The following is a 23,211-nucleotide window of genomic DNA, read 5'->3' as shown; positions in this document are numbered from 1 at the left end:
CGCGGCGGGTAACCTTTTTGATGCACAAATTGGCTTGATCCCCTTCATGAACGGGCGAAGCGGCAATACTATGCCGTCATAACACTCCGTCAAACACACATTCCCGAGGAGGCACATCGATAAAAGCCTGAATGGAAGGCTGCCGCAAGGTGCGCCCCTCCTGCCATCGCCATTCCGTATACTGAAGCTTGACCACAAGCCTGGGCTCGACCCAATAAGCCCCTTTCATTTCCGGATGCTCATTGTCGAAGGGCTTGTCCCGGATGGTCGCCGGTTTCAGCTTGGCCGTTAACTCGACCCATTCGGATTTTTTCAGCTTGCCAGTTCCGACATGGCCGATATACCATAACTTTCCTTCCGCGGTATAGACTCCGACAAGTACCGCATTCACAATGCCTCCGTTTAGCGTATAGCCCCCGACGACCGCTGCGATATCCCCGTAATTTTTGACTTTAACCCATCGCCTGTCTTTCCCGTTAATGCTGTACGTACTGTGAAGCTCCTTGCTGACGATTCCCTCCAGGCCCTGCTGCCGCGTCATTTGAAATAAAGCTGCTCCGTCATCATACGAAGGAACAATCTGAATGACAGGGCCCGGAATAATCGTTTGGTTCAGCAGCTCCAACCGGGCGCTGAGCGGCTTGTTCAATACCCATTGGCCGTCATAATACAGCAGATCGAAGAGCATGTAAGCAACGGGCACCTGCCTCATCGCCTGTGGAACCCTGTCCAGCTTGCGGATGCCGTCTCGCTTCATGACCTCATGAAACGAGGGCTTCCCGTCCTTGCCCAGCGCTATAATTTCGCCGTCAAGAATAACGGAATCGGCCCGGCAATACTTTTGTACCTCCGTAAGCTCAGGGTATTGGAACGTTCTTTCATTCAATTTGCGGTTAAATAAACGGCACTGCCGGCCGTCGTAATAAGTCAACATACGGACGCCATCCCATTTGACCTGGTGAATCCAACGGTCCTCTGAAGGCACTAAGCTTTCGGACACCGGTTCGAAGGGAATGACGGGCTTCATCGGACACATTCCGGTCACCGCCTGCCTTTCTTCAAGGGATACGATTCCCCATTCGGCGAAAAGCTATGAATAGCACTTAGAAAAGGAAGTGAAGCAGTCCAATGGCTGTGACCGCTAAACATAAGAAAACGAAGGGCACCTTGAGGGTTGATGGTCATGAACTGACGATCACGAATCCCGATAAGCCGTTATGGCCTGAGAAGGGGATCACCAAAGCGATGTATTTGGAGAAGCTGGCCCAGCTTTCACCCTACTTGCTGACTTACTGCAAAAACCGTTATTTGACGACGATCCGGTTTCCTCATGGCTGGAACGATAAATCGTTTTACCAGAAAAATGCGCCGGAGCCCACGCCCGATTTTGTGAAAACAGCTGTGCTTGAGTCGATTAATTACGTTCACCTCGACTCTCTGCCTACGCTGCTGTGGTTGGGAAATTTGGCCTGTCTGGAGTTTCATCCCTCCTTCCATCGGATCGGGGAGACGCTTCCGGTCGAATGGTTGATCGACATCGACCCGAGTGTCGACCCGGAGCCGCGCATCATGGAGGCTGCGGAAATCATCGGAGAGATCCTTGAGGGCATGAAGATCAAGTCCGTGCCCAAGACATCCGGTGCAACCGGCGTACAAATTTATGTTCCGATTCCGGCTGACCGCGGATATACCTTCGAAGAGCTGCGTGGTATCGGGCAGTTCGTCGCCTCCTATGCGGTACAAAAGCACCCGAAGCTGTTTACGGTGGAGCGGCTGAAGAAAGACCGCGGCACTTTAATTTATATCGACTATTTGCAGCATTGGTACGGCAAAACGCTCTCCGCTCCCTATACGCCCCGTGCCCGCAAGGATGCCACGGTGTCGACGCCGCTGACCTGGGAGGAAGTGTCTTTGCGCTGCGATCCGCGCGACTTTCACCTGCTCAACATCATCGAACGCCTGCAGCAAAAAGGAGACCTGATTGCTCAGCTCCCCCCGCAAAATCTCGATCATGTACTGTCGTTCATCAGGAAATAACATTCAGGATAAAGTTTCCGCCTCGAACCTTGCGCGTTAGCTCCTGAATGACGTGCAGCGGAGCGAGGGGAATCGTGTTCGTAAGGGGCCGCGGATACCATCCATATCCTGCAGGAAGCTTTAATACAGCGGAGATAAAATGCGCCCCATAACCTCCTTGATTTTCTGCCATCGGGACCGTTTTTCGAACGCTTCCAGCTTGATCTCGCGGCAATCCTTCAAATCATGCAGGAAATCACTTTCCAACCGATGCAGCGTCTCCCTATCGTACACTACGGCGTTCAGTTCAAAATTGCTGTAAAAGCTGCGCATGTCCACATTCGCCGTTCCAACGGTCCCCAGCAGATTGTCGATCAGCATCACCTTGGCGTGAATAAACCCTTTTTGGTAGGCATAAAACCGGACTCCCGCCTGCAGCAATTCCTCAAAGTAAGACATGGATGCATAATTTACAATGCTTGAATCCGACTTCTGCGGGAAAATAATACGCACATCGACACCGCTGATTGCCGCCGTTTTGAGTCCCATGCAGATGCTGGCGTCCGGGATAAAATAAGGCGTTGTTATATAGAGTCGTTTCTTCGCCGCCGTAATGGCTCCGAAGTACATTTCCAGGATCGCATCCCAGTGCGCATCAGGTCCGCTGTCTATGATCTGCGCCGGCTTCCGGCCACGGCACTCATGCTCGGGAAACAGGCTGGTGTCCGTAAGGCGGTTACCGCTGACAAACAGCCAATCGACCAAAAACGTATGCTGCAGGGAATACACCACGTCGCCCTCCAGCTTCAAATGCGTATCCCGCCAAAAACCGAGCTTCGGATTCCCGCCCAAATATTCATCTCCGATGTTGATGCCGCCGACAAACCCCTTTAGCCCGTCCACCACCACGATTTTACGATGATTCCGGTAATTGATCCGCTGATTGAAAAAAGCGATCATGATGGGCAGAAAAAAATAGACTTCACAACCGGCCTGCTTCAGCTCATCTGTAAACTTGCTGCTCAATTGATAGCTGCCGATCCCGTCAAAAATACAACGAACCTTCACGCCTTCCCGCGCCTTACGGATCAATACATCTTGAAATTGCTTCCCCACTCCGTCATCGCGGATCGTATAAAATTCAAAATGGATGTGATCCTTCGCCTGCTCCATCGCTTCGAGCATGGCAGGGTATGCCTCACTGGCATTCGTCAGCACTTCGATCTCATTGCGGTAGGTAACTTGTGAACCGGGAATATTGTTGAGCAGGGCGAATAGCCGCTGTTCGTGCCGCCAGTTTTTGAATTGATTGTCATCCCACTCGGGATCCGATGCCTTTAGTTTTGACCCCACAAGACGAATATCGCTTCTTGCAGACAGCCCTCTGCGCCGCACCTTTCTTCTGCGGTTGTATTCTTTGGCCAGAAAATAGTACATAACACAACCGACGACCGGAATAATAAACAGAATAAAAAGCCAGGCCATGGCTTTGGGCGGATGCCGGAACTCTCCGATGAGAATGGTCAATATCTGCAGAATGAATAATAACAACGCAATAACGAGCCACAGCACCGCTAGCCTTCCCCCTTTAACTGGTGTCTATCATTTACATATGCGCAAGGACCTATTCCCCCTGATTGTAACAAGATGAATCAAGATTGTCATAATTTTTCGCAATTGGAGAAAAATATACCGAACATGCTCCGGCAAAGCTTGGATTTGACCTAGTGGGCGAAGGAGGTCGTCAGGATCATGACGGGAATCAACCGCAAGAAACAAAAGGAAGATGAAGAAAGCCTGCTGCAAAAACGGAATTACCGCTTTATCGACGAGCTCCGTTCGGTACCGGTTTTCCTTAGTCTGGAGGAGAATAAAAATTATTTGAAAGAGCTGTTCAAGGACAGCTCCGATTTTGTCATTCGCGAATTTAGGCTGGAGCAAAGCCAGGATGCCATCCTGTTCTTTGTTGATGGATTAACCAATACGGAGCTCGTCAATGAAGCGATGAAGACGCTTATGATTCTGGAGGGCGGAGAGCAGCTTATCGATAACATATCGGAATCGGTGCTCCCCGTTTCGCAAATCCAGAAAGCGAACAATTATGCGGATCTCCTGCTCTCGGTGCTGGGCGGGGATACGGGACTGATCGTCGATCGAAACAACAAAGCTTTAATGCTTGGGATTCGGGGCATGGAAAAGCGTTCGATCAATGAACCGGATACGGAGACCGTTATCCGGGGACCAAGGGAAGGCTTCGTTGAAAATATACGAACCAACACCTCCATGATTCGCCGCAAGCTGAAAACGCCGCACCTCAAAATGAAGCCCTTGACCATCGGCCGCGAAAGCAACACCAGCGTAATCATCACTTATTTAGAAGACCTTGCAGATCCCAAAATCGTAGAAGAGGTCATCGGACGATTGGAGAAAATCAATATTGACGCCGTCCTGGAGACGGGTTATCTCGAGGAGTTTATTCAGGACTCGGCCTATTCTCCGTTTCCGCAGGTGCAGTACACGGAAAGGCCGGACATGGTAGCGGCGGCTCTGCTCCAAGGCCGGATAGGCATCATGGTGGACGGCACACCGTTTGTTCTTATCGTTCCCTTTGTGTTCACGGAAATTATGCAGGCCAGCGAGGACTACTACGAAAGGTTTCAGATCGCCACGCTAATCAGATGGCTGCGCTATTTTTTCATGGTGCTCTCCCTGCTCACCCCTGGCCTATACGTCGCCATCACCACTTTCCACCAAGACTTGCTGCCGACGACGCTGCTGCTTTCAGTAGCCGCTGCCCGCGAATCGATTCCTTTCCCGGCTGTAGTCGAAGCCTTCATCATGGAGGTCACCTTCGAGGCTTTGCGGGAAGCGGGCATCCGTTTGCCGAAGGCGGTCGGCTCTGCCGTCAGCATTTTGGGCGCGTTGGTTGTCGGTCAAGCCGCAGTGGAAGCGGGAATCGTTTCCGCTCCAATGGTTATCGTCGTTTCCCTTACGGGCATCGCCTCTTTCACGATCCCGAGGTTTAACGGAGCGATCGCCATCCGGATGCTGCGGTTTCCGATCATTGTTGCCGCCGCGCTGCTCGGAATGTACGGCATCTTGATATCGATCCTGCTCATCATCGGGCACATGGCAAGCTTGCGATCCTTCGGAATTCCTTACTTGTCGCCCTTTGGCCCGTTGTCATCGAGCGACCTGAAGGACGTGATCATCCGATCCCCTTGGTGGCTGATGAGGACACGGCCGACTTATATCCCCCTGCAGGATGAAAAAAGAATGGGAGAATCGCTGTCACAGGAAATCATGGAACAATCCGGTCAGAAAGGAAAAAAAATCAAACATGAGTCTTCAGAGGTGAAAAAGGAATGAGACCCGCGCTAACCCGCCTGCCGCTCCTTATGCTCATCCTGGTCTCCCTTACGGGCTGCTGGGATCGGACGGAAATCAACGACCTGGCTTTTATCCTTACCACGGCGGTGGATCTGGAAGAAGACGGCTCGATTCGTTACAGCGTGCTTCTGCCGCTCCCCGGGTCTATGGGCGGTCCTACCGGGGGAGGAGGAGGTACGGCCGGCAATACAACGTACTACATCGATTCGGCGGTCGGAGATACAATCAGAAGCGCACAAGCGAAGCTGCAGAAAAGAATGTCCAGACGGATGTTCCTTGCTCACCGCAGAACGCTGGTGGTGGGAGAAGAATATGCCAAGAAAGGGATCCGGGAGATTTTTGACGCTACGGCACGTACGGCGGAAAGCCGGATGTCCACTTTTTTAATCGTCTCTAAAGGGAAGGCATATGACCTTCTGCAAGCGAACCCGCAGTTTGAAAGATTTCCATCCGAGGCGATCCGGGAGCTTGTGAAAGCAAGAACGGTGATGAATATAAACATCAAGGATATTGCTTTATCTCTCAGTACCATCGGCAGCGATCCGGTGGTTGTATATGTCGGAGTAAAAGAATCCGAGAAAGGCCCCAAGCCATCGAAGGAAATCGAGGTTCTCGGCTACGCCCAATTCCGGAAAGACAAGATGGTCGGGATCTTTGAAGGCCGCACCGCTCTGGGACTGGCGCTCCTGAAGAACGAACCGGTTACATTGAAAATCACGGTTCCTATAGAAAAGAACAAGCTCATTACCGCAAGCATCTATGAGCCCCGCAGCAAAATCCAGCCCAAGCTGGCAGGCGGCAAGCTCGCTTATGACATATACATTGACTCGAAATCCAAGGTTATTGAAAGCAGCGATTACTACGATCTTAGTCAAATAAACAAAATCAAGAAGCTGGAGCAAAGGATTGGCTCCTATATGAAAAGCTCTGTTGAAGAAACGTTAAAAAAAATGGCGAATAAAGAAACGGACTCCATCAGCTTGGGGACACGCTTGTGGATCGCTTATCCCCGGTTATGGAAAGAAACCTACGAGAAAGCCTGGCCGCAAGGGTTCAAAGACGCCAATTTCAATGTTCACATAGAAAACACGCTTTCGGAGACCGGTTTGATTTATGAGAATGTGACGAAGGCGGGGAACGGATATTGAATACGCAATTTTTGATCGGGTTTGCGCTGCTGATGCTTCTCCATATCTTCCTTGACATCAAACACTGGGCGCAGCAGCCCAATGATGTGAAGCGGTTGTATATTTTACTCTACGCCGTTGCGTTGGGTCTCTTCGTTTCCATAACGCTGGGCTACAAACCGCCGATGCCGACACATTATCTTGTTGAGAAGGTATCGCCTTGGATCTTCTCCATTATTCATCCGCAGTGATGAACCAAAGGAAGGAACCGGACAATGAAATCTATACAAATCATTAATGGACGTCAAGCAGCTTGGTTGCTCGGATCATTATTAACCGGAGGCGGTCTGCTCAGCCTTCAGCATGAGCTGATCCGGACCTCGCATATGGACGCCTGGTTTACGTATTTGTTCCCTGCACTGTATGTTCTGGTGTTTGGGTACGTATTGGTGCAGCTTAGCATGAGGTTTCCCAATATGCATTTGTTTGAGATCATTTTCGCGCTGTTCGGCAGGATCATCGGCACCGTCGTTAACCTGCTGCTTGTCGTGCACCTCTGGGTGATCCTCATGCGGGATTTGCTGTCATCCGGCAAATTTATAGGGACGATCTTGCTTCCCCAAACCCCGGAAGAAATTATCGTCTTGCTGTTTATGATTTTGCTGATGTTCTACGGACGCACCAGCGTGGAAGTGATCGCAAGAGTGAACGATTTGTTTTTCCCGATTTTTTTCCTGTTGGTGCTTCTGCTGCCGTTCATGCTGTCCAACGAGCTGGACCTGGAATTGCTGCAACCCATTTTGACGGTTCCAGCGATCCGTTTATGGTATTCCAATATTCTGGGCATCGGTTGGTTCGGCGATGTCTTTGTCATCGGCGCTTTTATGCACACGATGTGGAGCATCAAGCAATTCCGGTCCAGTATTCGACATGGGACCCTGATGGCCGTTCTGCTGCTGACGATCTTCCAATTTCTGCAAGTGATCGTTTTTGGACCGAACCTTCCCGGCAACATGATTTATCCGAGCTACAGCCTGGTGCAGCAAATTCATATTACGGACTTTCTCGACAGGGTCGACTTGTTTATCTTAAGCATCTGGTTTCCGGTGACGGCCTGCAAGGTGATCCTGATTTATCTGGCCTTTTTAACCGGGGTGACCAGCCTGCTGAAGAAGAGAGATTATACGCTTCTGAACTCGCCGCTAAGTCTCGTTCTGCTCATGACGACACTTCTCGCCTTCAAAAATACGACCGAGGTGTTCAGCTTTGGCAATTACTGCTCACCCGTCCTTGTGCTGGCCTACCAGCCTGTGCTGTTGATCGCCCTCTGGTTGCGGATGAGACGTTTTCCCATACGCAGCACAGAAAAGAACCGTCACGGCCCGGATAAGGACAGCACGCAGCAAAAGTCCGGACAGCCTCAGGACAAGCGGGATCGCCCCCCGGGCAAGCATATGCAGAACCGGTTGGCTCATATCCCCCTTCAATCCTGGGTACGGATAGGGAACCTGTTGATTTATCTTTGTTTCGGATTTGTTATCTTAGGTCTTTCCGTCAGCCGGGATTACTCTTTCGCAGGCATGATCTGCGCGACCGGCTATTGGATCTGTTTAATCGGGATGGTCCTGACCTCGCATATGGAGATGAAATATGTTTCTAAATACTCGGCAAAGGAGGCACCCGATTCTTAAAGTCATCCAGATACCATCCCCATGCCGATGCAAGGCCGCCCGTTCCGTTACATTCATCCGGACGGTATGGAACAATGACAAGAGCAAAAACTGAAAGGAGTCTTCATGAATTTCAAGTGGTTTCAAAACAAGCTGACGTTCGTTATGATACCCGAAGCGAATGAAAGCGTAATTCGGGTCAAGCTGTCCCGCGGTACTCTATGGGGTACTACCGCAGCTGTAGTGCTCCTGGTTGTCACGGCCAGTTGGATCTACCTGCACCATTTGCACGCCGCCGCTTCCATGTATATGCAAAAAGCTGCGCTGCACGGCAAAACAATAGCACTTGAGCAGGATTTGCAGAATAAAAATGCAGCCATCGAGCAGCTGCACAATGACATTTTCGCCCTCTCCAAGCAGGCCGCGGAAATCCATCACAAAATGGAAGAAATGAAGCGCCTTGAGCAGGATTTGCAAAAGCTCGCGGCCGATGCGGCCGGAAGCGGCGGAGCGGCCGTTACCTCAGCAGAGCCGGGGGCGGATTCCTCTGCCGCCTACCATGGACTAGGGGGGCCGGAATGGCCCGTATCTACCGCTGAAATCAGGAAGCTTGCAAGCGCCACCGGAGCTGCCTATTCAGCGCTGCAAACGGAGATGGATAAGCTGCATACCCGTTTTTCCCATTCGAAGCAGCTGCTGCAGGCAAAGCTGGAATACCAGAGGCGCACGCCCGACATATGGCCTACGCTTTCGAGAATTGTGACCTCGCCATACGGGTACAGGAAAGACCCGTTCACGAAGAAGCTCAGCTTTCACCGCGGAATCGATATCGCCGGCCAACTGGGCGATCCCGTATATGCCGCGGCCGAAGGTATCGTGGATTCCGTGGGTTACGACAAGCTGCACGGCCACAATATTATCGTAGAGCATACCCCAGGGCTTCGTACCTGGTATATGCATTTAAACAGCGCCGATGTGCGCAAGGGGGTAGCTGTCGATAAAGGCCAAACCATTGGCAAGCTGGGGACGACAGGACGCAGTACAGGCCCCCATCTGCACTATGAGGTGCTGATGGGGGATAAGAGCGCCGACCCGCTGCCTTACCTGCCCTCTTCATGATAGAAAGGAGAAGCGTTTATGCGGATTCGTTTATTCAGTAAAGGCGGCTCTTCCCGCAAATCGGGCGGTGAAGTCTCGTTAATCGGAGCGGAAAGCGTATTCGAAGGCGTTTGGCGCTCAGAGGCGGATATTCGTATTGAAGGGGAATTCAAAGGAGTGCTTCAAACGACAGGAGAAGTCGCCGTCGGAGAGAAGGGCAAAGTCCGCTCCACCGCGCTTCGGGCCCGCGATGTAGTTGTCGCCGGGCATTTGGAGGGTCAGGTGCAGGCGGCCGGCATTGTTCGCATCACCTCTACCGGTCGCCTCCTCGGCACGGTGCAGGCGGCCTCGCTGATTATCGAACAGGGCGCTGTTTTCCAAGGCCACAGCGAAATGTGCGAGTCCATGCAGGAGGATGTGACGATCGCTATCGCCATGCTATAATGATTAGAAAGCTAATAGAGAGAGTAGGAGTAGCTTATGAGTAAACAGACGATACTGTTTGATATGGACGATACGCTCATTTATTGCAATAAATTTTTCGATTCGGTGATCGACCGGTTTGCCGATCAGATGAAGACCTGGTTTCAAGGATATCCGTTATCCGTGGAGGAATTGAAGAGGAAACAGGCTCAAATCGATCTGGAGCGGGTAATGTTAAACGGATTTTCGCCGGACCATTTTCCCCAGTCGTTCGTGGATACTTACGAATATTACTCGGAGTTGACGGGACGCCCCAAGAGCCAGGAGGAAATCGGGCGTTTGCTTGCACTTGGCTCTTCCGTTTACAGTCACAGCATTGAGCCCTACGCCCATATGGAAGAAACGCTGAATGAGCTCCAGGAAAACGGGCACACTCTCCACCTGTACACGGGGGGCGATCCGGCGATTCAGATGCGCAAAGTAACGGAGGCCGGTCTTGACCGTTATTTTGGCGACCGGATTCATATTACCCGGCACAAGAATGCCGAATTTCTGAACGGGTTGATCCGGGGATACGGATTGGACCGCAGGAACACTTGGATGATCGGCAATTCCTTGCGCACCGATATTCTGCCTGCACTGAAGAATGGGATTCACGCCATATTCATGCCTGCGGAGCGGGAGTGGGCGTATAATCAGGTGGAGGTAGACGTCAAGCCGTCCGGAGCTTATTTTACCTTGACATCATTAAACCAAATTCCGAAAACGATCCACGGGTACACGCTCTCGAAGTATGCATCGGGCTCTTAAGTACTTTGAATGATTCCCCGTTCTCTCCCATACAATGATTGGGGAGAGGAGATGGGCGAATGAATCGGAATACCGGAACGGTTGAAGCCGCCATGAATCGTTTGGCAGAGGGATTGCTGGAGCGGCAATCCCCGGACGGATCATGGCGTTTTTGCTTTGAGAGCGGAATAATGACCGATGCCTATATGATCATTATCTTAAGGTTATTAAAGCTCGGCGATGAGCGTCTTATACGGCGTTTGGCTTCCCGGATACTGGACAAACAAAGACCCGGGGGATCGTGGACATGGTACCATGACGACGATGAGGGGCATTTGTCGGCTACGGTGGAGGCCTATTACGCGCTTCTGTACTCAGGTACAGTCGATCAAACGGATGAGGCTCTACAGAAAGCCAAACGTTTTATTATAGCCAAAGGCGGGCTTCACAACGTCAGCGGATTGCTTACCAAAGTGATATTGGCTGTCACCGGACAGGTTCCCTGGCCCCGTTTCCGCCAAATCCCGATTGAAATGATGCTGCTCCCTTCTTCCCTTCCGATCAGCTTCCATGATTTATCCAGCTATGCTAGGGTACACCTGGCCCCCGTTCTGATCCTCGCCGACCTCAAATTTGTAATACGAACCGAGGCAACGCCCGACCTGTCCGAGCTGTTGACGGCTGACCCGGATCCGGCGCTGCGAGAGCATGAGCAGGAGTCGCGGTGGTTTCCCTTCGCCGAACAAATCAAAGCGGGCATCCAGAAGCTCGCACTGCTCCCCGAAGAGCTTCATCAGCAGGCCTTGCGGCGTGCGGAATCCTACATGCTGGATCGGATTGAGCCGAACGGGACCCTGTACAGCTATGCCTCCAGCACTTTTTTGATGATCTATGCCTTGCTCGCGCTTCGATACGACGCTAATCATCCCGTCATCCGCAATGCCCTCCAGGGCTTGAAATCGTTGGCCGGTGAGACGGACGGACAGCAGCATATCCAGAATTCCTCTTCGACGGTTTGGGATACCGCGTTGATCAGCCACGCTCTGCAGGCAGCCGGTTACTCCGCAGAGCACCCGGCTATAGCGCGGGCGGACGCATACCTGCTCTCCCGCCAGCACACAAAGCTCGGTGACTGGAGCCTGGGATTGGATCATCCGCTGCCGGGCGGCTGGGGTTTTTCCGATGTGAACACGATCATACCGGATGTGGATGATACGACCGCAGCGCTGAGGGCTTTGCGCGCAACCCCCGCCCGCTTTGGCCCGCAGTTTCGGGAGGCGCGGGATCGCGGCCTGCACTGGGTGCTGTCCATGCAAAACAGGGACGGCGGCTGGCCCGCTTTCGAGAAGGGCAAGGACTCTGCCCTTCTCACCCGGCTTCTGCCCGTCGACGGCGCCGAAGCAGCGGCCATCGATCCGTCCAGCGCCGACCTTACAGGACGCACGCTGGAATATCTGGGCAGTGAAGCGGGATTCGATATCGCTCATCCGTTCGTTCGCCGCGGCGCCGACTGGCTGATCCGGCATCAGAAGCCGGACGGCTCCTGGTACGGCCGCTGGGGGATCTGCTATATATACGGGACATGGGCCGCTATAACCGGACTTATGGCCGTCAGAGCGCCGAAGCAGCATGTCTCTGTCCTGAAAGCGGTGCAATGGCTGGACTCGATCCAAAATCCCGATGGCGGCTGGGGCGAATCGTGCCGCAGCGACCAGGTGAAAGCCTATGTCCCGCTGCATGCCAGCACCCCTTCGCAAACGGCTTGGGCGCTTGATGCGCTCGTGGCCGTCCATCAGGTACCTGCCGATTCCATCCAAAAAGGAATCCTGACTTTGTCTGAAATGGTATTGCATGACAATGCCGGATGGACTGCCGAATACCCGACGGGCGCAGGACTGCCCGGTAATTTTTATACCCGCTACCACAGCTACAATTTCATTTGGCCCTTACTGACCCTCGCAAATTACAAAAAGAAGTATGGCGGGTGAGAGAAAACGGGCCCAGATTAATCCGCCTGTGTTACATTCAGCGCCTTGCCAGCCCTCCGGACGGATAGGTTGAACTCCGTCCACGATTCCGGTTGACGGTGTTCAAGTCTTACCCGAAAGCGCTCCAACGCGTCATCTACCCCTTGCACTTCGGGATGCAGGCGTTTCAGCTCTAGCAGATAGGGTACGGCCTCATAGCTTAGACTGCCGAGATAAGCCGCATCGATCTCCCCTGTAACTTCATACCTTTGAATGTTATTGCAGGCGATCATCGCATCGATGTTCATATAATTCAAGACGACATAAGCTGTGATTACAGCAGCCGTATACCATTGAAACAGAGGCAAATTCTCTTTCCACAGCTTAAGCAGAGCAATAATGAACAGCACCAGCAGCAAAATCATAAATGCGTGTACCAGCAGCCTGGTCACCGTATAACCGTATGCTTCCTCATACATGGTCAGGCGCAAAAACGCGGAGCTGAGCACCACGCCGGTACAGCCGATGAGCACCGCTAGAAGGATGCGAAGAAAGCGCCATGCCTTCCGGCCGGGACGCTTTACGCCGTATAGAGCGGTTAGCAGCACGGAGAAATTGATCAGGGTGACCAGAACCAGCTCGGCAAAGCCTTTTCTCGCATAGGAGGCATAAGTGATACCCTCCGGAAGGGCGGCGGCGCCTCCTCCGAACAAATAGGAAAACTGAAACACGGCAAACCATACATAAACGGCATTCAGCAGCATCAGAATGGTAGCGGCTACTGTCGCATCCAGCTGTGGTAAGACGGAAAGCAGGCGGTTCGATTCAGACCCTGAGTCGGATGGCTCCCATAAGGCCGTTTGATCCTGGGCTTCAACGGGAATCGGACCCGAACGCTTCACTTCCCTACCCGCCTGAACATAGGCAAAGAGAACGAAGGTAACAGCCGCAATCCAAGCGAAGCGAAGCAAGCCCACAGAAAGGTCCCCCATCAAGTCAGGTAGCTGGGCTAAGGTTCGTTCAAACACGGAATCGGCCGATGCCAGAAGCCCGATGACAGCGATCAGCAGCGGAACGGACAGAGCGATCCCCAACATCACCTTGAGCATCCCTTTAGCCTTATCCGCTTTCATCTGCCCGGTCAATGATTGGATCAGGATCACTACAGGCTGCGGCAGCCGTTTTAACGTCCCAAGGATCACTTGCTCCAGCAGGAGCACGACGGAAGTGCTGCGCTGCTCTCCTCTTATGCCCCACACGGTATGTACGATGATCAGCAGCGGTACGGCGAGGGAGTTGAAAACGTGCAACAGAACGTTCGTATACCATACATAAGTAAACGACAGAAACAGCACCGGCACGAGCAAGACAGCGGAAAGCCTGGATCGGAACGATTCGGTTCTCGGGACGTAGAGATAAAAATACAGATAGAACACCAGTACGAATAAAGGATACGATACTCCCCAAGCTTTAGCGTAAAATAAATAATGATGCAGCACTCCGCAGCCGAAAGCGGCAGCCAGCAGCATAACATCGCTTCGCAGTCTCTCCGAAGATTTGATCATATGAAGGCCCCTCCTTAGATCTTTAATGAATCGCAGCCTCTTCCCGCGGACGGCGCATGTATCGGAGCATGTCCAGGATCAGCTTGCGCATTTCCTTTGTTGTCCCTTCACCGGACGGGCTTTTGATCCTTTCTCCAAAAGGAAGCCTGTCCTTCAGCATCACTAAAGTGCTTCGGTGATCCGGCAGCTTATCCGCCCAATAGACGAACAGTTCGGCCTCCTCGAGTACAAACGTCTCCACCCAGCCCATTCCATGCAGGCGGCCATAGGCAAGCTTGGCTATACTCCCAAAGACTTGCAGCAGCCGTTCCTCCGTCTGGGCCTGCTGCACAGACCTTTCAACCTCCCGCAGGATCTGTTCCTCCCACCCTACGGTAAGCGGCATTGCCGCTCCGCCGCTGCGGCGGCACTCCATTTCCGGCAGCACATTGGACTGCATCAATCATTCCTCCTTCAAATGTTCTTCGTCGTTACTTTATAGTGTAGCTTGAAAAATACGAACAAAAAGCGCAACTTTTAAATTGAAAATTTCGTATTTTATCATATTGGATTTGTATTTTACGGGAGGAAAGCCGGTTATGAAATTATCGGGCCACTACATCCGTCTTCGCCGTCAATATCCGCATATCACCGAACATCAGGAGTTTTTTGTTACCTTGGACGAGCTGGCGGTTCAGCTCGATTGCACACACCGCAACGTCCAGCTGCTGCTGAGAAAAATGCAGGATGAGGGTTGGCTGACCTGGACCGCCGAACGGGGACGCGGCCGCCGCTCCCGGCTCTTGTTTATTCAGAATGCGGACGATATGATTCTTTCCGCCGCCAAAGAGCTCGTGGAGCGCAAGGATCTGCGGGGCGCACTGGCGCAAATCAACGTATCGACCTTACCCGATACGTTCAAAGACAGCTTTCATCATTGGCTGAACAGCTACTTCGGTCACCGCAGCGAGGTCAAGGGCAGCCGGCGGCTGGATACGCTTCGCTTTCCGCTTGCGCAGCCGCTGCAATCACTGGATCCGGCCACAATTCACTATACGGCCGAGGCGCATCTTGTCCACCAATTGTTCGACCCATTGGTCCGCTACAACCGACTTACCGGAGCGATAGAGGCACACCTGGCGCACGCTTGGGAAGCGGACGAGTCCAGAACGGTATGGACCTTTCATCTGCGCAAGGGTGTGCAGTTTCACCATGGGCGGGAGCTGACGGCAGAGGATGTCCGGTATACGTTCGAACGGCTCAAACGGCTTGCGGCAGGCTCCCTTTACAGCTGGATACAGCAGCAGATCGATGGTGCGGAAGTGCTGGATCCGGTTACCGTCAGCATCCGTCTCACCGAACCTAACGAGCTGTTCCTTCAGTTCGCCGGCACAAACCGGGCTTCCATCCTGCCGGCGGAGATTTGCGAGGAGCGGCAAGCGGATTTTGCGCTCGCTCCCGTCGGCACCGGACCGTTTAAGCTTACACATTACGACGGTTCCGTTTGCGTCCTGGACGCCTTTCACAACTATTTCCAAGGGAGGGCGCATCTGGACCGGGTCGAGCTATGGCATATCCCGGATATGGAGAAGCAGGATCGCGATCGGACACTGGAGAGCTTCCAGATCATTCATAACTACAGGCTGGCGGACGAGGCGGAACATCGGTGGGAACAGGTGCAGCAGCAGGGTACAACGTGCCGCTTTCTCACCTTCAATCTATTGAAACAAGGACCGATGAACGATCCGGAATTGCGCGGCCTCGTGTGTTCCGCCCTTCATCGCGGAAGGCTGCTCGAGAGGCTCGGCGGCGACGCCATTTTCGCGGGGGACAGCTTTATCCGGCACCGGAACGGTCTTCCGCACGATGCGGAACCGGTTCCTTACTCTCCTGAAAAGCTGAGGATGCTGGTCAAGCGCTCGGGCTACGCAGGGCAGCCGCTTACTCTGTGCACAATCACCAATTACGAACGGGACGCTCTGCATGTCCAGGCACTGCTGCGGGAGGCAGGATTTGCTGTGGAAATCAACCTCTTGACGGCTCAGGAGTTCAAGAGCGAGCAGCGGCTGCACGCCGATCTGCTGCTTTTTTCCATCATGCTCGACAACGATGCGGAACTGAGGATCATCGATTTATACAAAAGCATGCAGCGACATCTCGAGCCCTCCGTCAAAGCGCATGTCGCCAAATTGACCGATAAGATTCTCCGGGAGCCGTCCGCTTGGCGGCGCGCTGAATGGCTGCAGGCCATCGAATCTCATTTGACCGCCAGGCAAATGCTTTGCTTTCTTTATTTTAAAAGGCTCAAAACGCTCTACCACTCCTCCGTCCGGGGCATTGCGCTCGATTCTCTGGATTGGGTGCAGTTCAAAAACATTTGGTTCAAGCCATAAGCAGCCTTTCTTGTGAATAAAGTATAAGGAAGGAGAGAGCGAAAGGAGATCGGTAAGACGTGAGGAAGCCGAACCAATTCGTATACCGTAACGACCGATACGGATTTACCCTGCGTTTTCCCACATGGTGGAGAAATTACTGCGTTGTCGGTGCAAGAAGACAGGATCGCGATTCCGAGTATGAGCTGCATTTTCGCTTTAAGTATAAGGGGAAATTATACGAAGATATCTTTACGATTCTGGTGTATCGAATGACGCGGGAGGAATGGATAAAGCAGGGATACGCGGAGTCGCCGCTTTCGTTTATTGCGGAAGTGGACGGCCGAGTGTTCGCCTATTTGACGCCGGAAGAACTGCCGCATGCTTTTTACGACAATAAAACCGGAGACTATGATTACAAAAAATACCGGGCCGCCATTGAGCTGCTCAAAAGAATGGTCAACCAGGATGTACCGCGGATTGTACAGTCGCTGCGCTTCTTTGGCCATGCGGTTACGATGACATCGACCCCTTATCTCCTGAGCAAAGTATGCTCCTGTCGCATTCACAATCGCATCAAGCGGAAATAACCCCTTACCACCGGTCAAACGCCCATGCGGGCGCAGGCCGGCGCCTCCGTACTGAAAAAAATCGCAAGTGGAACCCATCAGATCGCGGTCCGCCTCACGGGCCGCTCCCAACCTTCCTTCCCCGCTTTGGTTTCGAAGTGCCCGTCCATGCCCGCGTACAATTCTATGAGTCGCCCTGTACCTCTCTGTCATCTTGTGCTATGATAAGTCTTCGTTATTTTTTGTGGAGAGGACGAGCGTTCAACGTGGCCAAGCTATATTTTCGATACGGGACCATGAACAGCGGAAAATCGATTGAAGTGCTGCGTGTAGCGCATAATTACGAGGAACAGGGAAAGAAAGTGCTGCTTTTTACTCCAGCGGTGGATTACCGCGATGGCGTGGGCACCGTAGCTTCCCGCATCGGCATGCGCAAAGAAGGGATTGTGATTGACGATCAACTCGACATGGTGGCATTGGCAGCCAAAGAAAGACCCAAATGCATCCTGATTGACGAAGCGCAGTTTCTGAACAAGCAGCAGGTGCTCCAGTTAACGGAAATTACCGATACGCTGGGCATTCCCGTAATTGCTTACGGGCTTCGGGCGGATTTCATGGCCCAGCTGTTCGAGGGCAGCTATCATCTGCTCGCGTGGGCGGATAAAATTGAGGAGATCAAGACGGTCTGCTGGTACTGCGACAGGAAGGCAACCATGAATATGCGCCTTGAGGACGGACGTCCGGTATTCGAAGGCGAACAAATTCAAATCGGCGGCAACGAAAGCTATCTGCCGGTCTGCCGCAAATGCTATTCATCAAAAAAGAAACAAGCTCATATCCTGTAATAAGGGATATCCCTTAACCAAAGGACGAAAGCGAAGCGCATGCGGCTTTGCTTCGTCCTTTTCATTTGCGGTTGATCAACGGCGGGCTAAACCTACACCGCCCAATTCCCGTTTCTAATCAGGGGTTCCCGGCGGCCGTCCGGGGTCAATCCGTCTACATTCATATCCCCGGAACCGATCATAAAATCCACATGGACTAAGCTGGTGTTGGCGCCGTTGTCTGAGAGCTCCTTTTCGGACATCCCGGTGCCTCCTTGAAGATTCACCTGGTAGGCTTGCCCTAAAGCCAAATGGCTGGAGGCATTCTCATCAAACAACGTATTATAGAAAATCAGATTGGCATTCGAGATGGGCGATTGATGCGGCACCAGCGCAATTTCACCCAAACGGCCTGCTCCGTCGTCCGTGTCCAGAAGCCGTTTTAGCGCATCGTAACCCGTTTCGGCCGAAAAATCCACGACCTTGCCGTCTTTAAAAGTAAGGGAAAATCCGTCGATGATTTGTCCGGCGTAATTCAGCGGCTTAGTGCTGCGCACCACCCCGTTTACGCCATCCTTATGAGGCATGGTAAACACCTCCTCCGTCGGCATATTGGGGTTGAACCAAACCCCCTTGGCATTCTCTTTGGCTCCCCCCAGCCATACATGTTTCTCCGGCAGATCGACGGTCAGATTCGTGCCCGGCGCTTCGTAGATCAACTGCTTATACCGTTTGTTATTTAACAGCTCGACGGTTTGTGCCAGGTGCGCATTGTGCTTTTTCCACGCCTCGATCGGATCCTCCAAATTCACACGGGTCGCCTCAAATATGCGGTTCCACAACGCTTCCACAGCGGCATCCGCCGGCAGATCCGGAAATACCTTTTGCGCCCATTGATCGGTAGCGATCGAGATGAGCGACCACGCAACCTTATGCGCCATGATATAACTTTTGTACGTTTTCAAGGCCGAAGCATTCGTTTTCGTGGCGGCTGAGATCCGGTCGGGATCCACATCCTTCATCAGATCCGGGCTGGGTGAATAAATCGAAAGGAACGCCGCTCCGTTCTCCGCCATCTCCGTCAATCCCTGAGCCTTCCACATCGGATATTCCTGAAAAGCCTCCACAGGAGCCAGCTTATATTTGATATGCGCGAGCTGCTCGTCGTTCCACTCTACATGCACATGTTTGGCTCCGGCTTCATAAGCTTTGACGGCAATGAGCCTTACCAGTTCGACTGCTTGAAGCGGTGCGTTCACAACCAGCGTCTGCCCTTTCTGCACGTTCACACCCACATGCACAGCCAACGCCGCGTACTTCTCCAACTGTTCTTTTGTAGGAACCATAGAGCATCCTCCATCATTAAAGTTGTTTTCTCTACAGTATAACCTTTTCTCACCGCGGCACCAAATTTTTTCCACATAAAGAAAACCGCCTTATAGGACGGTACCATGCCTCAAGGCGGAGCAAGCGTTCAAATATTACCGAAGCAAGTAACATTTTCGCATGCCGATATTCCCTTTTATAGGCTGTTAGCAGCATAAAAATGGACCTTGGTGCGGAGCAAAAAAAGTTATACAGCCGACAATAATAGACAACATTTTTAGACTCCCTGATATATCATGTAAGAGTTGATTCCAATCTGTAAAGAATTCCAAAATTTAGGAGCCAAGGTAACTTATGATTAACCTTTCGGAACGTATATCGGCATCCAAAAAAAGATGCCAAACCTTCGGATTGAACCCCGTCATGATTCCAAAGCCTTCCGGAAAATTGACGCCGGCCGAGCTGCAAAACAGAAGGATCAGGTTTGACGAACTCCTATCCGTCATGAGCTTGTTTGCCGGTCGAATCATGCATCTGCTGAACAACACGCCTCTTTTGTTGGTCCTTACGGATGAAAGTGGTTATATATTGGAGATGTACGGCGATCAATTAATCAAGAAGACCGTAACCGACCTTGGAATCGTCAAAGGCATCCAGTACACGGAAGAATCCATGGGAACCAATTCGGTTCATATGGCCTTGACGGAACGATCACCCGTTTCTCTGGTCGGTCAAGAGCATTATCACGAGGCTTTGCATCATTTGGCTTGCTACAGCGTCCCGTTTCACTTCACCAGAAGCCATCATTTGTCGGGCACCATATCCCTGCTGACGACAATCGACCACCAAAACCCGGTTTTTATCGCCCTGCTTTCCAATATCGTGGACTCCATTGAACGAGAGCTTCTGCTTTCAAGAAACAACCAAAAGCTCGATCTGTTGAACCGGATTCTCATTAAAAATATGCGGCACGGAATCATTATCACCGATCCTTACGGAAGAGTTTCCGAATGCAATCCCTTTGCCGAGCAAATTGCCAATTGCAAAAAACAGGACCTGATCGGAAGCTCTATATTTGACATACAACCGTTCGGAAAATACATGTACAAAGTGCTCGAATACGGCCAATCTTACGAGAACGTGGAATTAACCTTTGGTAATATTCAAAACGGAGGCATCGTATGCCAGTTTGACAGCTATGCGATCTACGACGATAAAAACAGGGTCATCGGCGCCTACGCCCAGTTTCGTGACATCACGGAGCGCTTCCTGTTGGAGCGGCAGGTCATCACGGCGGAGAAGTTCTCCGTGATCGGCAAGCTGGCTGCCGGTCTGGCACATGAAATCCGCAATCCGTTGACTTCCATAATCGGCTTTATTAAAATACTCAAAACCAGTGAAAACCCGGCCACCAAGGAAAAAAAATATATTGAAATCGTTTACAATGAGCTGCTGCAGTTGGACAAGCTGGTTTCCCAGTTTGTGTTGATGGCCAAGCCAAGCTTTCCCGACCGTAAGCTATTCAACATCCAGGAGCTGGTTCAAGAAACACTGCTTTTTATGGAAAGCCAATTTATTATCAAGAATGTTTCTGCACAATTTCTCCACGAGAACAACCCCATTATGCTGCATGCCGATCCTCTCCAAATCAAGCAAGTGCTGATTAATATCCTGCAGAATGCGTTAGAAGCCGTTGATGAGAAAGGAATGATTCTGGTTTCGTTGGAATCCGATTTGAATTATGTGAAAATCCGGATCGAGGATAACGGCATCGGCCTGGATGAGGACGAGCTTGGCCAAATTCTGAATCCTTTTTTCACTACCAAAGAAAACGGGCTGGGGCTGGGGCTGTCGGTCAGCTATCGGATTATTGAGAATCACGGGGGAACGATTGACATTACCTCGGATAAATATGCGGGAACCACCATGACGATTACGTTACCCTTGCTGCAGTCCTGACAACAATAAAGAGGACGCTTCTTCAAGCGTCCTCCGGCTCGAGCCTCCCGCAGGCACTGCTTGGGGAGGTTTTAGATTTGAACTTCTCTTTCTTTGAAAATACGCATCACTACGCCCAATGCGGCTATCGCTTTGGGAAAGCCCGCGTATGCCGAGCAGTGCAGGACCAATTCCACTATTTCCTTAGGACTGAGTCCCACATTCAGAGCGGCGTGAATATGAAAGTCGAGCTGATCCACGGCCCCTTGCGTGATCAACGAAGACAGGGTAATGAGCTCGCGCTGCTTGATATCCAGTCCGGGACGGCTGTAAATATCCGCAAAGCCGTTGCTGACGATAAATTCAGCGAATCCCGGATAGAAGCTATGAATCGCTTCTAACGGAGGGAACTCCTTTCCCCCCGTCATTTCTTTTAAAACCTCCAACCCTTGCTCATACCTTTCGTCTGCCATAATCATACTCCTTTCAACCGTAAAAAGATTCTTGCCAAGGTTATTCCAAGGTTAACAGTCTGGTTAAAATGGGCGGGATTTCATTGGGGTCAACTATGATCTCAATGACGGTAGGACCATGCGAATGCAGCGCTGTTCTTACGGCATCCCGGATCTCCTGGGCGGTTCGGCAGCATATGCCGGTTGCCCCTAAGGAACGGGCGAACATGGCGGCATCCAGAGGCGTTTCGTATACCGCGCCTACACTGCGTCCGGTATTATAGGACATACCTTTGTCGACCATGTCCAGTCTACCGTTATTCATGACAACAAACACGACCGGGAGCCGGTGGTTAACGGCAGTGGCAATTTCCATTCCGTGCATCATGGCGCACCCGTCCCCGGTCAGGCACACGATCGTACGATCCGGCAAAGCCGCTTTGGCTCCGACGGCGTAGCCGATGGCGTGACCCATGGCGCCGAAGACATCGTCGAAATAAAATGTGCCCGGGATGCGAATATCATAATGGCGAATCGCGTAGAAGGTATGACTGCCGTCATCTCCGAATATAATCGCATCGTCCGGCAAAGAAGAGCGAAGGGCCAGAATCGCCGTTTCCGCAGAGAGAACGTGTGTCTCCCCCAATTCCTTGGGCGGCACATCCAGCTCCGCTGTCGCGGCCGCTTCATAGACCTGTACCTCTGCAGCAGCCAGATCAATCAACCTCGCCAGATTCGTCTTGGCGTCCCCGAGAATGACGCAGGTTGGAACCGGAAGCGCTTTGGATACAAAGGTCACGTCATAATCAAAATGAATAACCTGCTTCGGCATCATTTGGGGCGTAAACCCGGACAAGGTCATATCGCTCAGTTTCGTCCCTACCGCAATTAACAGATCGACGCCTGATTTCATGTAGTCGTTTGCCTGTATCGTACCTCCAAGCCCAAAATTTCCAAGGCTGAGCGGATGATTTGTAGGAAAGGCCCCTTTGCCGCCGGGTGTCATAATGACCGGGATGTTCCAGTGTTCGGCCAATATGCGGATTTCATCGTAGGCTTCCGCAGCCATCACGCCTTTGCCGATGAACAGCACAGGCCTTTTGGCGGCATTCAGCAGCGGGATGGCTTCTTCCACATTAGCCGAGATCATCTGAGGAATATGATCGGGCAGATGAATCGTGAACGGCTCGACCTGCGCCATCAGAACATCAAAAGGAATGCAAAGGTGCACCGGTCCTTTAACGCCGGTTTTGGCTTTCTCTAGAGCATGTTGAACATAAAGGGGGACGAGGTCCGGCCGTTCGATTCTGGCACTGAACAGCGTAACCGGTTCAAACATTTTGACCAAGTCGGTACCGAAGCTGCTGGAATCCTGTCCTAATGCTTTGCCCGATTCCGCAGCCGAAGGCTGACCTGTAATAATCAGCAGCGGCAGGTTATAAGCCTTCGCTTGGCCGGCCGCAGTCAGCAGATTAGTCCCTCCCGGCCCGGACGTTCCTATGGCCACTCCCAGTTTTTTGTTGCCCAACGCGTAGCCCGCCGCTGCAAAGCCCGCTCCTGCTTCGTGTCGGGTCAGTACGAATTCCACACCCGCGCTGTCAAAATCGAGCATCAAGGGGGAAATGGATTTTCCGGGTATGCCAAATACGTGATTGATCCCCCATTCCTTCACATTGTTCGCCAATACTTGCGACAATCGCATGGTT

The 23,211-nt window shown here is 52.1% G+C and carries 20 protein-coding genes; 13 read left to right on the top strand and 7 right to left on the bottom strand.

The features are described from left to right. Positions 1 to 76 precede the first annotated feature (76 nt). Positions 77 to 1,027, bottom strand: a complete 951-nt coding sequence (locus NR121_RS05310; RefSeq protein WP_256830840.1) for an ATP-dependent DNA ligase — start codon at positions 1,025 to 1,027, stop codon at positions 77 to 79. Positions 1,028 to 1,128: 101 nt separating this feature from the next. On the opposite strand from NR121_RS05310, the gene ligD reads away from it, so the two are divergent. Beyond that, positions 1,129 to 2,037, top strand: a complete 909-nt coding sequence (gene ligD / locus NR121_RS05305; protein ID WP_054819620.1) for a non-homologous end-joining DNA ligase — start codon at positions 1,129 to 1,131, stop codon at positions 2,035 to 2,037. Between the two features lie 120 nt (positions 2,038 to 2,157). Here ligD and cls read toward each other — a convergent pair whose 3' ends face one another. Then, entirely contained in the window at positions 2,158 to 3,588 is a 1,431-nt protein-coding gene (gene cls / locus NR121_RS05300; protein ID WP_054819619.1) for a cardiolipin synthase, read from the bottom strand. Positions 3,589 to 3,768: 180 nt separating this feature from the next. On the opposite strand from cls, the gene NR121_RS05295 reads away from it, so the two are divergent. The 8 genes from NR121_RS05295 to shc all read left to right on the top strand — a co-directional run bounded on the left by NR121_RS05295 (position 3,769) and on the right by shc (position 12,501). Further along, positions 3,769 to 5,385, top strand: a complete 1,617-nt coding sequence (locus NR121_RS05295) for a spore germination protein (protein ID WP_062410682.1) — start codon at positions 3,769 to 3,771, stop codon at positions 5,383 to 5,385. Continuing rightward, the gene (locus NR121_RS05290) at positions 5,382 to 6,554 is read left to right on the top strand and encodes a Ger(x)C family spore germination protein (protein WP_256830823.1); all 1,173 of its coding nucleotides are present in this window, start codon (positions 5,382 to 5,384) and stop codon (positions 6,552 to 6,554) included. The genes NR121_RS05295 and NR121_RS05290 overlap by 4 nt, the downstream gene beginning before the upstream one ends. Continuing rightward, positions 6,551 to 6,784, top strand: a complete 234-nt coding sequence (locus tag NR121_RS05285) for a hypothetical protein (protein WP_054819618.1) — start codon at positions 6,551 to 6,553, stop codon at positions 6,782 to 6,784. The genes NR121_RS05290 and NR121_RS05285 overlap by 4 nt, the downstream gene beginning before the upstream one ends. A 24-nt stretch (positions 6,785 to 6,808) precedes the next feature. Next, positions 6,809 to 8,224, top strand: a complete 1,416-nt coding sequence (locus tag NR121_RS05280; RefSeq protein ID WP_256830822.1) for a GerAB/ArcD/ProY family transporter — start codon at positions 6,809 to 6,811, stop codon at positions 8,222 to 8,224. A 105-nt stretch (positions 8,225 to 8,329) separates the two neighbouring features. After that, positions 8,330 to 9,322, top strand: coding sequence for a M23 family metallopeptidase (locus NR121_RS05275; RefSeq protein ID WP_054819617.1), 993 nt, complete (start codon positions 8,330 to 8,332; stop codon positions 9,320 to 9,322). An 18-nt stretch (positions 9,323 to 9,340) separates the two neighbouring features. Further along, entirely contained in the window at positions 9,341 to 9,745 is a 405-nt protein-coding gene (locus tag NR121_RS05270; RefSeq protein WP_054819616.1) for a bactofilin family protein, read from the top strand. Positions 9,746 to 9,781: 36 nt separating this feature from the next. Further along, a complete protein-coding gene (locus NR121_RS05265; protein WP_062410677.1) occupies positions 9,782 to 10,534 on the top strand; it encodes an HAD family hydrolase in 753 nt (250 codons plus the stop codon). A 59-nt stretch (positions 10,535 to 10,593) separates the two neighbouring features. Further along, the gene (gene shc / locus NR121_RS05260; RefSeq protein ID WP_256830819.1) at positions 10,594 to 12,501 is read left to right on the top strand and encodes a squalene--hopene cyclase; all 1,908 of its coding nucleotides are present in this window, start codon (positions 10,594 to 10,596) and stop codon (positions 12,499 to 12,501) included. Positions 12,502 to 12,518: 17 nt separating this feature from the next. On the opposite strand, the gene NR121_RS05255 is transcribed toward shc, so the two are convergent. Next, a complete protein-coding gene (locus NR121_RS05255; protein ID WP_256830818.1) occupies positions 12,519 to 14,045 on the bottom strand; it encodes a DUF4153 domain-containing protein in 1,527 nt (508 codons plus the stop codon). 22 nt (positions 14,046 to 14,067) lie between these two features. Next, on the bottom strand, positions 14,068 to 14,484 hold the full coding sequence (locus NR121_RS05250; RefSeq protein ID WP_256830816.1) for a hypothetical protein: 417 nt from the start codon (positions 14,482 to 14,484) through the stop codon (positions 14,068 to 14,070). Positions 14,485 to 14,623: 139 nt separating this feature from the next. On the opposite strand from NR121_RS05250, the gene NR121_RS05245 reads away from it, so the two are divergent. From NR121_RS05245 to NR121_RS05235, 3 genes are all read left to right on the top strand, one after another. After that, positions 14,624 to 16,417 carry an ABC transporter substrate-binding protein gene (locus tag NR121_RS05245; RefSeq protein WP_062410673.1) on the top strand — a complete coding sequence of 598 codons (1,794 nt, stop codon included), beginning with the start codon at positions 14,624 to 14,626 and terminating at the stop codon, positions 16,415 to 16,417. A 59-nt stretch (positions 16,418 to 16,476) separates the two neighbouring features. After that, positions 16,477 to 16,986: a hypothetical protein gene (locus NR121_RS05240; protein ID WP_137670777.1), complete on the top strand. Its 510-nt coding sequence runs from the start codon at positions 16,477 to 16,479 to the stop codon at positions 16,984 to 16,986. A gap of 245 nt (positions 16,987 to 17,231) precedes the next feature. Continuing rightward, the gene (locus NR121_RS05235; RefSeq protein WP_062410671.1) at positions 17,232 to 17,810 is read left to right on the top strand and encodes a thymidine kinase; all 579 of its coding nucleotides are present in this window, start codon (positions 17,232 to 17,234) and stop codon (positions 17,808 to 17,810) included. Positions 17,811 to 17,902: 92 nt separating this feature from the next. Here the strand turns inward: NR121_RS05235 and NR121_RS05230 are convergent, their stop codons facing one another. Next, positions 17,903 to 19,135 (bottom strand): aminopeptidase, encoded by a 1,233-nt coding sequence (locus tag NR121_RS05230; protein WP_054819613.1) that lies wholly within the window; start codon positions 19,133 to 19,135, stop codon positions 17,903 to 17,905. A 334-nt stretch (positions 19,136 to 19,469) separates the two neighbouring features. Between NR121_RS05230 and NR121_RS05225 the strand changes: the two genes are divergently transcribed. Beyond that, positions 19,470 to 21,074 carry an ATP-binding protein gene (locus NR121_RS05225; RefSeq protein WP_062410670.1) on the top strand — a complete coding sequence of 535 codons (1,605 nt, stop codon included), beginning with the start codon at positions 19,470 to 19,472 and terminating at the stop codon, positions 21,072 to 21,074. A 71-nt stretch (positions 21,075 to 21,145) separates the two neighbouring features. Here NR121_RS05225 and NR121_RS05220 read toward each other — a convergent pair whose 3' ends face one another. Further along, on the bottom strand, positions 21,146 to 21,526 hold the full coding sequence (locus tag NR121_RS05220) for a carboxymuconolactone decarboxylase family protein (RefSeq protein ID WP_235594216.1): 381 nt from the start codon (positions 21,524 to 21,526) through the stop codon (positions 21,146 to 21,148). 40 nt (positions 21,527 to 21,566) lie between these two features. Next, on the bottom strand, positions 21,567 to 23,207 hold the full coding sequence (locus NR121_RS05215; RefSeq protein WP_054819609.1) for a thiamine pyrophosphate-binding protein: 1,641 nt from the start codon (positions 23,205 to 23,207) through the stop codon (positions 21,567 to 21,569). Between the last annotated feature and the right edge of the window lie 4 nt (positions 23,208 to 23,211).

Origin of the sequence: Paenibacillus sp. Pae15, from assembly GCF_024519685.1 — a bacterium.
Taxonomy (GTDB): Bacteria; Bacillota; Bacilli; order Paenibacillales; family NBRC-103111; genus Paenibacillus_G; species Paenibacillus_G naphthalenovorans.
Note: the sequence above shows the minus strand (reverse complement) of the source record. Positions and strands in the feature narration are given on the sequence as shown.

What these genes read in the sequence shown, in the direction of transcription:
- NR121_RS05310 (WP_256830840.1), bottom strand. Translation starts at nt 1,027, where the DNA reads ATGAAGCCCGTCATTCCCTTCGAACCGGTGTCCGAAAGCTTAGTGCCT.
- ligD (WP_054819620.1), top strand. Translation starts at nt 1,129, where the DNA reads ATGGCTGTGACCGCTAAACATAAGAAAACGAAGGGCACCTTGAGGGTT.
- NR121_RS05295 (WP_062410682.1), top strand. Translation starts at nt 3,769, where the DNA reads ATGACGGGAATCAACCGCAAGAAACAAAAGGAAGATGAAGAAAGCCTG.
- NR121_RS05290 (WP_256830823.1), top strand. Translation starts at nt 5,382, where the DNA reads ATGAGACCCGCGCTAACCCGCCTGCCGCTCCTTATGCTCATCCTGGTC.
- NR121_RS05280 (WP_256830822.1), top strand. Translation starts at nt 6,809, where the DNA reads ATGAAATCTATACAAATCATTAATGGACGTCAAGCAGCTTGGTTGCTC.
- NR121_RS05275 (WP_054819617.1), top strand. Translation starts at nt 8,330, where the DNA reads ATGAATTTCAAGTGGTTTCAAAACAAGCTGACGTTCGTTATGATACCC.
- NR121_RS05270 (WP_054819616.1), top strand. Translation starts at nt 9,341, where the DNA reads ATGCGGATTCGTTTATTCAGTAAAGGCGGCTCTTCCCGCAAATCGGGC.
- NR121_RS05265 (WP_062410677.1), top strand. Translation starts at nt 9,782, where the DNA reads ATGAGTAAACAGACGATACTGTTTGATATGGACGATACGCTCATTTAT.
- shc (WP_256830819.1), top strand. Translation starts at nt 10,594, where the DNA reads ATGAATCGGAATACCGGAACGGTTGAAGCCGCCATGAATCGTTTGGCA.
- NR121_RS05255 (WP_256830818.1), bottom strand. Translation starts at nt 14,045, where the DNA reads ATGATCAAATCTTCGGAGAGACTGCGAAGCGATGTTATGCTGCTGGCT.
- NR121_RS05250 (WP_256830816.1), bottom strand. Translation starts at nt 14,484, where the DNA reads ATGCAGTCCAATGTGCTGCCGGAAATGGAGTGCCGCCGCAGCGGCGGA.
- NR121_RS05245 (WP_062410673.1), top strand. Translation starts at nt 14,624, where the DNA reads ATGAAATTATCGGGCCACTACATCCGTCTTCGCCGTCAATATCCGCAT.
- NR121_RS05230 (WP_054819613.1), bottom strand. Translation starts at nt 19,135, where the DNA reads ATGGTTCCTACAAAAGAACAGTTGGAGAAGTACGCGGCGTTGGCTGTG.
- NR121_RS05225 (WP_062410670.1), top strand. Translation starts at nt 19,470, where the DNA reads ATGATTAACCTTTCGGAACGTATATCGGCATCCAAAAAAAGATGCCAA.
- NR121_RS05220 (WP_235594216.1), bottom strand. Translation starts at nt 21,526, where the DNA reads ATGGCAGACGAAAGGTATGAGCAAGGGTTGGAGGTTTTAAAAGAAATG.
- NR121_RS05215 (WP_054819609.1), bottom strand. Translation starts at nt 23,207, where the DNA reads ATGCGATTGTCGCAAGTATTGGCGAACAATGTGAAGGAATGGGGGATC.